Origin of the sequence: Streptomyces sp. NBC_00289 (assembly GCF_041435115.1) — a bacterium.
Classification (GTDB): domain Bacteria; phylum Actinomycetota; class Actinomycetes; order Streptomycetales; family Streptomycetaceae; genus Streptomyces.
On sequence record NZ_CP108046.1, the window covers coordinates 4,887,858 to 4,899,637 of the forward strand.

The following is an 11,780-nucleotide window of genomic DNA, read 5'->3' on the forward strand; positions in this document are numbered from 1 at the left end:
GGGTCAGGCGGCGTGCTGTTCTTCGGCGGCGATGCACAGGCCGCAGATGCCGTAGGAGGTCGGGATGCAGTAGCCGACGTCCAGTTGGCAGCGGGGGCAGGTGCGGCGGGCCAGCATCGCCAGCGCGAGCGCGCCCCACTTGCGTGAGGTCATGGGACGCACGGGCTTGGCGAGGTCGAGGCGGTAGAGGTAGGCGACCTGGTGGCCACCCGAGCGTCGGCGGATGCGCATCACCTGCGCGGCGATCGGCTGCCCGCCCGGTCGCAGTCCGCGGGCGCGGAGTTGGCGGCGGGTGGCAAGCCCCTCCGGGGCCAGCCGGAAGGGGTAGGTAGGCACTCCGTAACGGGCGCCGGCCGGGTCGAAGCAGTCGGCGAACGCGCTGGGCATCAGTGCCTGCCCCCGCTAGCGAGCGCCAGGTTGGAAGGCTGCTCACCGCCGTTCACGGCCACCAGGTGCGGCCGCTCGCTGTCGTCAGCGTCGCGCACGGCGAGGATCTGCTTGCGTGCCCACGACTCGCTCATGCCGTACGCCTCACCCAGCGCACGGGCGGACAGCGGGCGCTCCGCCTGTGCGGATTCGGCGTACGTACGGCGCGCGTCCTGCCGCATCCGCTCCAGTTCCGCTTCCTCGAACTGAGCCTGACGGGCTGCCTCTTCCTCCGCATTCGGTTCCGGTGTGCGGACCGCGTGCGGGCCGTGCGGAACCTCCCCCCGCACGCTGCCCTCACTCTCCCCGACCAGGCCCGACGCAACCGGAGCCGCGGACGGCTGAGGATCGGCGGGCGCGTCGAGCGGGCCCGCCTCGGTGGACAGCGCGTCGGCGTGCGGCAGGTGTGCGGGCTCATCCGCACGCTGCCCGCCCGCCAGCTCGTTCGCGGATGCTGGGCGGTGGTGGAGCACCTTGGCGACCAGGTCCGAGCCGAAGTAGATGGAGCCGACCGGGAGCGAGGTGGCCAGCAGTACGAGCACGTAGTTCGCGCTGTCCCAGTCGGCCAGCCGGCCCCAGTCGACCGATGCGCCATGCAGCTCGGGGACCAGGCCGTGCACGTAGTTGAGGACCAGCGAGGCGAGCGTATAGGTGGCCAGCACCCGCAGCGCGGTCCGCTTGTCCTTCTCGTTGGTCAGGACCAGCGTCGCGATGAGCGCCAGCGCCATCAGGCCGTCGACCACGAACGGGTACAGGGTGGCCGCGGTGTGGTCCGCGCCGATCGCGCAGGCCACGTCCCGCAGCGCGTTCCACGACACCCGGAACGCCATCCCGACCACTACGACCAGGGCAACGACCAGCAGGATCTTGCCCTTGCGGTTCATGCCGTACCCCCGACCGGTAGCGGGGCGCTGATGTCGCCGTAGCCGATCAGCTCCAGCTCGGCACCCGCGTAGGTCGTGATCGTGCGCAGGACGCGGGTCCGGCCGTCGCTGTGCTCGCGGTAGGTGACCGCCTCCGGATCGATCCGCAGCGCCTCACGCCACGCCTCGAAGGTGGGCAGGCCGAAGTGGAGCGAGAGCTCCAGGCGGTCGGGATAGATGGGCGACACGCTCACGCACGGAGCGGGAAGGTGTCCGAAGTCCGTGGCCAGCAGGCGCAGGGCCCGCAGCGGAGCCGTCAGATCGTTGAGCGTCACGTCGTCCCTCATGCCGCCACCGCCGTGACGTCGGCGTGGCTGCGCAGCGGCCGGCGCGTCGACCTCCGGCGCGTCCGGCAGCCGGCGGCCCGCACGTTCGTGAGCGGGCTGGTCCGCAGCAGGAACTCCGCGTATGCGGCGGCCCCGGGATCCACCTCGCGCAGCTCCGCGAGGACCTCGCGGGCCACGTCCAGCCGCGCCGCCCGATCACTATCGGACTCCGCGGCCAGGCCGGTGAACAGCTCCTGATCGATACCGAACGCCAGCTCCGCGAACTCTGTCGCGGTAACAGCTTCATGACCAGCAACGATGCACTTCATGGGTCGTGTCTCCTTAGTCGGTGGAACGGCCCGAACAGTGCCCCGGAGTTGCAGCTCCGGGGCGCGCGCCGTTGAAAGTGACCTCTCGTACTGCACGAGCGGCCACGGCTTCCCGACACCGGGGCGCCGCGGTGGACGCCGGTGTCGGGGACCGTGAGCACTGGTGCTCAGAAAGGCGGCTTTGCTGACCCGCCCTTGCTGTGGGCGGGCCGGCCCCGAGCCGGTGAATCGGGTGCGTCATCGTCACTGCTCTGACGCCAGCAGGGCGGCCTGCACGAATCGGTGCAGGGTGGCGAGCCGCCGACGACATCACCCGGTCGTCACGGGGGCGGTCTCACTCTTGCCGCCACGTGCGTTGGAGCCCCGCTGTACTTCCCCACACCCAAAGACCAGGTGGCGCTGCCAGGCGCGTAGGGAGAGACGGTGTCCATCACGGCGGTTTGCCCCCGGACCCTCGCCCTAGGCACCTACCGCGACCGCCGACTCGCGTCAGCCCCGCACGATCACTTTTCAGTTTTCAAACGGACGCTTCCTCGGTGCACGCCTCTCGACATCAGTGTGCACTAGTGCGCCCTGATGCGCTTCACAATGACACTCAACTGATGGCCAGTCAAGCCCACCGACTGATGCGCCCTAGTGCGGACTGGGTGACCTTGGTACGGTGGCTATGTGCCGATCAGTAGAGATGCCCCCAGTCCGCTGCACCTTCAGATCGCAGAAGACTTGCGACAGCGAATTCGAGCTGGCGAGTTTGAGCAAAATAGCTTTCCTTCACTCCGGTCTTTGGCTAAGCACTACGAGACCGCGCAGGTTACGGTGCACGATGCCGTGAAAGCGCTTCAGCAGGAAAAGTTGATCGTTTCCGTAAGCGGCAAAGGGACTTTTGTTCTCCCAATAGGGGAGAACACAACGGCCGGAGCAAACGAGCCCGAAGATCTGGCGGAGCAGATTGCTTCGTTGCGCACAGAGCTCGAAGACGTAAAAGGGCGCCTCAGCCGCCTTGAAAGTGGTGAGAGTCAGGACAAAAGTCCCTGAACTTCGACCGTTTGGGTTTCCGCTTCTTCATGAGAAGAGTCAATCGCATGTCTCGGTAAATCAACATGAAGCGAGAGTGCAGTCAGAGTGCAGCCGGAGTGCAGACCACTGACCGCAGGGGGATTAGTTGGACGTCGTTGACACGTGGACCGGCCAAAACGCAAGCGCACTGAAAAAGGCGTTTCGCGAAACAAACGAAGGATTCGCTGGCCGTCTCGGGACATCTGTAAGGACAGTCGCCGCGTGGAGCGCTAACCCACAGTTGGCCCCAACGGCGGAGATTCAGCGCGCCTTAGACACACTGCTCTTTCATGCGGCGGCTGACGTGAAGGCGCGATTTGCGTTGCTAGTCGGGATTCGTCAACAAGACTCAAGTGAACAAGTCACCACACGTCGCCAGACGCCTGCGCAACTGCGTTTGGCAACGGACCCTCACATCGCGGCCGCCTTATCCTGGCTCGAATCGAGATTTGCGTGGGCACCCAAAAGCGCACGAGAGCGGGTCACGGAAGAACTCGCCGCGTTAGACCCGCGCGCCATGGAAGCGCAGGCTCAGCGACTCGCACAGGTGACTAGGGAACAGGCTGCTGCGGCGGCACGGCGCTATTACCAGGCGGGGTTCAGCCAATGGCGTCCATACAAGGCGCAGGTAGCCGGTCACGTGCTTGCGACAACCGTCCTGACGCAGGATTCATGGTTGGACCTGGCACAGCCAGTGGGCGACGGACAGGACAGCTTTCAGTTTCGGCCCGACATGCGGCAAGGAATGAGACTTAGCCGCAGCGTGGCGGAAGAAGCAGCGCGAAGCTTGGCCGAATCTATTGAAAAGGGCAGTCAGATCGTCAACTCTGAGATTTATACCCTAACTTCTTTAGATATTCGGCCTGGGATTATCTCTGGCGGTGTAGGCGTCATCGATTTTGTAGAATTCGCACTCACGCTCAATCTCTTGGAGAGTGAGCTTATGCGGTCGATCGCCGAAGAATCAGACCGACGACCAACGATGCCAATACGAGACGAACTGCTACCTGATGTGACAGCAGTCTTGGACTTCTCCGGACGCGTTTGCGCAGGCGGAGCGTTAGCCCTGACCGCGATCGCGCGGCCACGTGGACGCGGCCACGCCCCCGACTACCTACTCCTGATTCAAGAGCGGTCCGGCAGCGTACTCAACGCAAACCGACGCCTGGCAGTAATTCCCAAAGCGTTCCACGGACCGATGGCTGACTACGGTGAGGATGCTCGCTTCTCAGCAACAGTCGAGCGCGAGATGGAGGAGGAGCTTTTCGGACGGACCGATGTCGACTCGACTGTCGGCGAGCAGCTCCATGCCGATCCGATGCACCCCAGTCTCCTGTCCGACCCAATGCATTGGCTCATGGACCGGCAAGGCAGCGATGCGTGGCGGATGGAGTCCACAGCCGTGGGGATCAACCTCGTGAGCGGCAACTACGAGTTCGCGAGCCTGATCGTTATCGATGACGAAGAGTGGTGGGTCAAATACGGGGGGCAAGTCAGAGCGAACTGGGAATCGAGCGGGCTGCACCGATACTCCAGTCTAGATACTGCGCGGCTAGAGTCGCTTGCGCTCGACCCGCGCTGGAGTAACGAAGGTTTCTTCGCATTTACCCAAGGGTGCCGACGGCTTGCCAGGATTGGCGGGCAGCGTGTTCGGATGCCTTCCATCGAACTGGAGTCGTAGGTCATGGCTGACAACTGGTATACGGGCAATGCGAACGTCGATGCCGACCAGCACCGCGGTTGGCTTCTGGGGCATTTCATCGATCCCGCCGAAAGCGCGGTGCGCCAGACGGGGGCGCTGGAAGTGAAGTGGGGTATCCACCCGGCCGGCCAGCAACGGCCGGAGTGGGTAGCCGATGATCAGCGCACCACCCTGCTCCTCCTCGTCAGTGGCAAGTTCCGGCTAGACCTCGGCCCAGGTAGCGTCACGCTGGAGGAGCAAGGCGACTATGTGGTGTGGGGGCCAGGGATCGATCACTCGTGGCAGGCAGAAGAAGACTCTGTAGTTGTGACCGTGCGCTGGCCGTCCATCGCCTGACACGTACTCCATACAAGAGCGTGTTGTGGGCAACCCCTCACGAGTCCGACTCTGTGTCCGCCGCCAGTGCCTCACCGGGCACGATGTCGAAGGGCCCCGCTGTTCGCAGCGGGGCCCTTCGACGGTTGCAGTCTCATCAACAGTCTCAACGCGACCCTGCGGAACCCTCCGGGCCGCCATCGCCGTGGACGACCACCCCATAATCTGCATCACCACCCGTTCCGGGACTCCAAGGATGAGCAAGATCGTGGCGGCGGTATGCCGGGCACTGTGCGGCCGGCCGTCCCGGACTTTGACGTGAAGACGAAACCGGTCTCGCGCCGCTCGCGCGGCCCTCAGACGCTCCCGGTCCTTCTCCTGCGGTGCAGTTCCAACAGCCGGGCCAATGCGGGAGATGCGAACGGCTGTCCTCACGTGTCATCAACCTGCCCTCCGGAACTCATCTTGGAGCCACACCCCATTTCAGCATGACCAAAAAGGGGCAACCACGCCCCGCCGTACCGCGGTTCCGTCCTGCTCACATCGGGGCCGCACTCAGCCCGGCGAGTGCACGTGCCGTGTCTCATTCAGGTGATATGTAAAGGTTTGTTCCTCACGTTTTCGGGTGATGGTTGGCGATTTTGTTGCAACCCCTTGCGGCGAGTGGTCGAAGCTGGATGATTGTAGGGAACCAGTTGTCGCTCCTGTGTTAGAAAACTCCCAGTAGGCAAGTCGTGAAGCGAGACGTCTTTGACTCAGCCAATTGCCACTCCGCGTTTCAGTGCCGACGAGGTTGCTGACCGTCTAGGCGCTCCAGTTACCTTCCTAGGGTCCGGCGCGTTTGGTGATACATGGCAGGTTGGCAGCGAAGCCGTAAAAATTATCTGCACTGACGGATATCCTCGGACTCGACTAGAGCGGGAAGTTGAGGGGCTCTCGCGCGTAAACTCTCCATACGTGGTTAACTTTCGAGGGCTGGAAGAACTCCGACTCGGTGGAGAGCAACGGCCGGCCTTGCGTTTCGAGTACATCGATGGCGGCGATGTCGAGCGTCGACTAAACGCAGGAAGTCTTGTGCCAAAGGAATCAATACTTGGTTTCCTGAGAGGGTTGCTTCTCGGTGTTCAGGCCCTCCACAAGGCAGCAACGATTCACCGGGATATCAAGCCAGCCAATATAGCTCTACGCGGCGGTCAGTGGGATCAACCTGTATTGCTGGACCTGGGGCTGGCCAAGCAGATGGATGCAAGCACAATCACGGTATATCCCGGCCACATCGGCACTATGCCGTATATGGCTCCCGAGCAGCTTGAAGGGCGACGGGCTCGCAAGGCTGCCGATTTGTGGGCCGTAGGAGTTTCTGTGCGGCAAATGATCACGGGGCGGCACCCTTTTTATTTGCCAGCCGAAAAATACTCCATCAGTGACGCCTACGCAAAACTTGAGGGTGGCCCGGAGACTCTTCCTGCCGGCTGCCCGAATACGGTTAAGGAAGTGCTGGAAAGACTGACGTCTGTCGTGGAACATGAACGCGGAAGCAGCGCCAGTAATCTCATGCGGCTCAAGGCGGAATGAGGGGGAAGCATGGCCCATGAAGAGCCAGACTCGATGCCTGGGGACGACTTGGAATGGCTGGAGGACGAAGACAGCCTGACCGAGGTAGTGGACGAGGAGCAACTGCAAGGCCAGGCAGCTAATGCATGGCTAGCCGCCGAAGAAGCGTATGTTCCGCTCGATGACGGAGACGGGTACTTGGCTGTTGGTGGAGCTGACGCGGGAAGCGTGGTGTCGGCATTGCCAGCAGGGTCTACCGTAAGTGAGATCTCTACCGCTCCCGCGGTTGCTAGCCGAGATGACGCTTTGGCCGGTGATCGTCCGGTCTACCTTGTGCATCACGGAGCTCGTCACGCGAATTTCCTTCCCGTAGTGATGGGCGACCTGCATCACAAGAAAGGTCGTTCGCTAACACTGGGGGCCGTCGCTAACCTGCCATCCGCTAAAGCAGCCAAGATTTCTTCCTTCTTTCAGCAGGCGTCTGTGGCGGCACTCCGCATTGCTGACCCACAGTGTTATCGCCTCGATGACAAGATTCTTCGTCTGCCTCCCAGCCCAATCGGGAAGCGCGCGCTAGAGTATTCTCCATATCTCGCATCGCCTGAAGAGCCCGATTGGTTGCGCCAGGTACTGAATGCACAGCGAGCCGTTGGTGCCAACCTTTTGTTGACGCCTGGCCGTGCGCTCAATCCGGATGATCCGCAGAATTCGCTCGATGCAGCCTTCCAACAAGCGGACGAAGCGCTGGCGCTGACAGAACGAGGGGAGCGGGTGGCCCTCAACCTCACCGTACCGTCTCGGTGGCTTGCCAGCGGAGCTCTTCGTAATCGACTGCTGGACGAGATTCTGGACCAAGACCAGTTCGACGTTCTGCATATTCGAATCCAGTGGGGTGCATCGAAAGCATTTGCTCCCACGGTCGATGCTGATCTACTCATGGGAATTAGGCGACTCGCCAACCTCTGCGTAGATGAAGGGCGATCGCTGCTACTTCCGCAGACGGGACTAACCGGCTGGTTCGCTCTTGCTCACGGCGCCACAGGCTTTGGGTTGGGTGTTAGCGGTTCCGAACAGGCATTTACGGAGCATGCTTTTCGGAGAAGTCAGCCCGGCCGGCAGCAGGCTCAGAGGTACTTTGAGAAGCAAATGCTGCACACAGTGGACCGTAGCGCCCACGACGTCTTCCAGCATGCGGCTGGCTACATCAACTGTGACTGCGTCTACTGTCCTGCTCTTTTCGACAGCCAGCCATGGTCTCACCCCCTTGCCGCACTTCACCATATTTTTTCGATGGGTGCTTTGACGGCAAGGGTTCATGAGGACTCTGAGAGGGGCGGGCGCCATGCGGCGGTCCGTCGTATTGTGGCTGTCGCTAGGAGGTGGTCGAGTGGGCTACCTCTCGGTTCGGACGACGTCCCACGACACTTGCCCGTCTGGGGTCAGGCCCTGTAGTAGTTGTTAGATCTTCGCCGAACACAAGCCCGATTGAGCCGCTCACCTTACCCAAGGAATAGAGGTGGGCGGCTCTTTCTGCTAGCAGTTCGCGGTATACGTTAATTACGCGGCTACGTTTCTTAACGGGAGGATCTACAGTGCGCTCTACACCGTCAGTGGGGTGTACAGTTGCCAAACCAATTTCTGCCTGCGTGAACCACGCGTGATGGGCCGATGCTGGCGCTGAATTGGTGGAGTCCAACACGAGCCAAGATTCATCCGCCGATGCCCTATGGCGCAATGTCTGACTATATCCGCTACGCCAGTCGCGAATCTTAACTTCCATTGTGCAGATATATGTAGCCAAGCTTTCAAATTTCGAGATGGCTCGCCAGCGGCCACGGGACTCCTTGTTGACGTGACCGTTTTCTGCCAGTCTCGGCAAAACAGCCGAGGAGATATAGCCAGCACTCAAGGGCACGTGTGCCGCGAGGGTGGCTGCGGATACTGTTTCCTCGTTAAATGAATTTAGAGCGCGCAGGGTACACATGTCGGCGAAGTCAACTACGAAGTGCTGAGAATTTTCCGACCTTCGGTTTAGTGCCAACCTGTCAAACTCGATACAAACGATGTCTGGGATGCCAGCGGTAGTCTGCACTTCGAAAAGTGTCTCAATTTGACGCCCCGGCAGTAAATTGGCCGTTTGTTCAACAATTGGTGCGAGCATGTCGGCTTCGCGTGCAAATTTATTTCTCCGCATGCTCATGCTCCTTCAAGTTGGGACACTCGGTACCAGTATAGACTTATTGGGCTTCCGCTGCTATATGCGCGCAGGGCGATTGTATTTGTATCCGAATCGTTTCCTTGGCGGTAGGGAATTTCAAACTTTCAGCATGGTCGAAGCCGGCGACCACATTGTGGCGCGCGGTGGGCTGTGCCGTGCTCGCCGCGGACGGTTGTTCACCCCCGCTTCCCCTGTACGTAGGAAGTCAACCGTCGCCTCAGTTCTGCCGAGGCGCAGCCGCATGGTGTGGTTGTGGTGCTCCTGCCCCTTGCCGTACCGGCCCTGTGGGCCAGAGAGACAGTTCCGGGCCGCCGGAGAGAAGTCAGAGGAGGTCACAGGGGCTATGGATGCGGGTTCAGCGACGCTCTTGAGAATCGTCGTGCTCTCCCAGCGCGGTATACCTGCTCTCCTCCATGAAGGCCGGCGCATTGAGCGGGCACGCGTCGACTCTGCGGCGCTGCCTCCTTGTCTCCGTTCCGGCTGGCCGCGCCGGCGGCGCGCTACATGCAGTGGGGCAGAAGCTGGGGAACCGCTCTGTAGCTGGGACGGTCGATCAGGTCGGACACCAGGCCTGCGAGATGCATCCCGAACTGACCAAGCGCACCCTCAAATTGACGAGGCACTTCAATCGAGCGTCGCAACCGTGTATCGAGGGCCAAGCCCCGGGGAGTGAACGGGGAGTGGATCAAGAAAATCAGGCCGCGCGTCACCTACGCTGACCAACGCACACCGAGGCCCTGACCTGCGCATACATCCAACAACCCTGGTCAGTGATCTTCCCGCACATTATTCGGGACGAAGAGGTCGTGGGTTCAAATCCCGCCACCCCGACAGTTGAATCGCAGTTCAGAGGGCCCTTACCTAATCGGTAGGGGCCCTCTGGCGTTGCTGGTGCCTCCGCGCCTCGGGCGGGGCGCTTGGGCTCCGATGTGGAGGGGCGCCGCTCGGCAGTGCTGGCCTGTAGTGGTGTGCGCGGAAGCCGTCGTGTGTCGTCGCGGAGCCGGTCCCACGAGGGGCTCCGCCCGAGCGGCTGATGCGGTCCCCGCTGTCTCTCAGGTGTTCCACGTCTCGTCGTACGGGTCCTTCGGGGTCGGGATCGGGGTCGCTTCGGTGATCTGGAGGTAGGGGATTCTGCCGTTGTTGACCGGGTCCTTGGTCTGGCGGGGCGTGTAGGTGCCGGTGATCTGCAGCCAGGTGTCCGGCTGGAGGACCGGGGGGATGTGGCCGGTCAGGCCGATCTTCACCGGCTGGGCGTCCGCCGCGCAGCAGTTGAGGGCCATGCGGATCAGGTAGGGGGCGCCGCTCTTGTCCAGGGCGACGAAGCCGGTGACGCTGAGCTGTCGGCCGCGGAGTGTGCGGCCGTGGTCGTAGGCGGCGCGGCTCGCGTAGTCGACGAGGCTGAGGTGCAGGGGCTTGTCGGTGGCGGCGGGCAGGGGTGGGTAGCCGTACGACTGCTGCAGGGCCGTACCGGTGCGCATGGCGCTGTACGAGCCGAGGGCCGGCGGGGCCACCAGGATGAGCGCGAAGAGGGGGAGGACCAGGAGCCAGGAGATCCGAGGTTCGCGGTGGCCCTCCTCGTGGTCGTGGGCGTCGCGCTCGGGTTGTTCTGCGGCGTCCTTCTTCCTTGCTCTCTCTTGTCGCCACTCGTACCACGCCGTCGCCAGCGCCGCCGCGATCAGGATCGCGCCGGACGCCAGCAGCATCGGGCGCAGCCCCGCCTTGACGTAGCGCAGGTAGAGGTCGGTGAAGCCGGCGTGCAGGAGGGCCGCACCCATCAGGAACAGGACCGCCGCCTGCGCCTGCCGGTTCACAGCAGCACCGCCCCGGTCAGGACAGACACCAGGATGGCGAGGCCGAAGGTGGCGGGCGCGAAGCGCAGGGCGAAGCCGCGGCCGAACGTACCGGCCTGCATCGCGAAGAGCTTCAGGTCGATCATCGGGCCGACGACCAGGAACGCCAGCCGCGCGGTGAGCGAGAACTGCGACAGCGACGCCGCCACGAACGCGTCCGCCTCCGAGCAGATCGACAGCAGGACGGCGAGGATCGCGAGGGCCAGCACCGACACGACCGGGTTGCCCGCCGCCGTGCGCAGCCACTCCGCGGGCACCACGGCCTTGAGGGTCGCCGCCGCCATCGCGCCGACCACCAGGAAGCCGCCCGCGTGCATCACGTCGTGCCGCACGGAGCCCCAGAACGCCGCACCCTTGCCCTGACCCTCGTACGACGTCCGGGCCGGCGGGCGCAGCCAGTCGGCGCGGCCGACGCGCAGCCACAGCCAGCCCATCGCGCACGCCACCAGCAGGCTCGCGACCAGCCGCGCGAGGACCATCTCCGGGTTGCGCGGGAACGCGACGGCCGTCGCGGTCAGCACGATCGGGTTGATCGCGGGCGCCGACAGCAGGAACGCCAGCGCCGCGGCCGGGGTGACGCCCCGCCGGACGAGCGCTCCGGCCACGGGCACGGACGCGCACTCGCAGCCCGGCAGCACCACGCCCGCGAGGCCCGCGACCGGAACGGCGAGCGCGGGCCTGCTGGGCAGGGCACGGGCGAAGAACGACGGCGGTACGAACACCGCGATGGCCGCCGACAGCAGCACCCCCAGCACGAGGAACGGCAGCGCCTGGACGATCACCGCCACGAAGACCGTCATCCAGCTCTGCATCACCGGCGCGCCGAGCGCCCGCCGGACCGGGCCCTGCAGGAGTACGGCCCCGAGCAGCAGCATGACCAGGATGAGGGGGGACTTCGTGTCCGGCTTCGGGGTGGGGTGCGGCTTCGAGTCCGGTGTCGTGTCCGGCTTCGCGTCCACGGGGCCGTTGTGTGCCGGCTGGGGGGCGCTTTGCGGTTTGTCCGGTTCCGCTTTTTCCGGACCCGTCGGAGCTGGTCTGGTGATGGCCACGGGTGAGGTACCTCCGGTGGAGCGGAAGGGCGCTGGTTTCCCTCCCCTGCCGTACGGCGGCCGGGGCACGGTCGTTCAGCGGAACGCCCGGC

General features: G+C 63.6%; 11 protein-coding genes and 1 pseudogene. 5 read left to right on the forward strand and 7 right to left on the reverse strand.

What is annotated here, in order from left to right; genetic code table 11:
• Positions 1-3: 3 nt before the first annotated feature.
• The 4 genes from OG985_RS22130 to OG985_RS22145 are packed head-to-tail and all read right to left on the reverse strand — an operon-like array spanning position 4 to position 1,944.
• Positions 4-387 (reverse strand): RRQRL motif-containing zinc-binding protein, encoded by a 384-nt coding sequence (locus tag OG985_RS22130; RefSeq protein WP_371670072.1) that lies wholly within the window; start codon positions 385-387, stop codon positions 4-6.
• Positions 387-1,310: a DUF2637 domain-containing protein gene (locus OG985_RS22135; RefSeq protein WP_371670073.1), complete on the reverse strand. Its 924-nt coding sequence runs from the start codon at positions 1,308-1,310 to the stop codon at positions 387-389. The genes OG985_RS22130 and OG985_RS22135 overlap by 1 nt, the downstream gene beginning before the upstream one ends.
• Positions 1,307-1,636: a hypothetical protein gene (locus OG985_RS22140; protein ID WP_371670074.1), complete on the reverse strand. Its 330-nt coding sequence runs from the start codon at positions 1,634-1,636 to the stop codon at positions 1,307-1,309. Before OG985_RS22140 ends, OG985_RS22135 begins: the two co-directional genes overlap by 4 nt.
• The gene (locus tag OG985_RS22145) at positions 1,633-1,944 is read right to left on the reverse strand and encodes a hypothetical protein (RefSeq protein WP_371670075.1); all 312 of its coding nucleotides are present in this window, start codon (positions 1,942-1,944) and stop codon (positions 1,633-1,635) included. Before OG985_RS22145 ends, OG985_RS22140 begins: the two co-directional genes overlap by 4 nt.
• A 669-nt stretch (positions 1,945-2,613) precedes the next feature.
• On the opposite strand from OG985_RS22145, the gene OG985_RS22150 reads away from it, so the two are divergent.
• The 3 genes from OG985_RS22150 to OG985_RS22160 all read left to right on the forward strand — a co-directional run bounded on the left by OG985_RS22150 (position 2,614) and on the right by OG985_RS22160 (position 5,038).
• A complete protein-coding gene (locus tag OG985_RS22150; RefSeq protein ID WP_371670076.1) occupies positions 2,614-2,979 on the forward strand; it encodes a GntR family transcriptional regulator in 366 nt (121 codons plus the stop codon).
• Positions 2,980-3,106: 127 nt separating this feature from the next.
• On the forward strand, positions 3,107-4,681 hold the full coding sequence (locus OG985_RS22155) for a hypothetical protein (protein WP_371670077.1): 1,575 nt from the start codon (positions 3,107-3,109) through the stop codon (positions 4,679-4,681).
• 3 nt (positions 4,682-4,684) lie between these two features.
• Positions 4,685-5,038: a signal peptidase I gene (locus tag OG985_RS22160; RefSeq protein ID WP_371670078.1), complete on the forward strand. Its 354-nt coding sequence runs from the start codon at positions 4,685-4,687 to the stop codon at positions 5,036-5,038.
• A gap of 168 nt (positions 5,039-5,206) precedes the next feature.
• On the opposite strand, the pseudogene OG985_RS22165 reads toward OG985_RS22160, so the two are convergent.
• A pseudogene (locus tag OG985_RS22165) lies at positions 5,207-5,332 on the reverse strand (tyrosine-type recombinase/integrase); the annotation flags it as partial.
• Positions 5,333-5,767: 435 nt separating this feature from the next.
• Between OG985_RS22165 and OG985_RS22170 the strand changes: the two are divergent.
• Together OG985_RS22170 and OG985_RS22175 are read left to right on the forward strand one after the other, a co-directional pair.
• Positions 5,768-6,592 carry a serine/threonine-protein kinase gene (locus OG985_RS22170; RefSeq protein ID WP_371670079.1) on the forward strand — a complete coding sequence of 275 codons (825 nt, stop codon included), beginning with the start codon at positions 5,768-5,770 and terminating at the stop codon, positions 6,590-6,592.
• Between the two features lie 9 nt (positions 6,593-6,601).
• Positions 6,602-8,023 carry a hypothetical protein gene (locus OG985_RS22175; RefSeq protein WP_371670080.1) on the forward strand — a complete coding sequence of 474 codons (1,422 nt, stop codon included), beginning with the start codon at positions 6,602-6,604 and terminating at the stop codon, positions 8,021-8,023.
• 1,818 nt (positions 8,024-9,841) lie between these two features.
• Here the strand turns inward: OG985_RS22175 and OG985_RS22180 are convergent.
• Both OG985_RS22180 and OG985_RS22185 read right to left on the reverse strand, forming a co-directional pair.
• On the reverse strand, positions 9,842-10,600 hold the full coding sequence (locus tag OG985_RS22180) for a TIGR03943 family protein (protein WP_371670081.1): 759 nt from the start codon (positions 10,598-10,600) through the stop codon (positions 9,842-9,844).
• Entirely contained in the window at positions 10,597-11,688 is a 1,092-nt protein-coding gene (locus tag OG985_RS22185) for a permease (protein WP_371670082.1), read from the reverse strand. The genes OG985_RS22180 and OG985_RS22185 overlap by 4 nt, the downstream gene beginning before the upstream one ends.
• Positions 11,689-11,780: the final 92 nt, after the last annotated feature.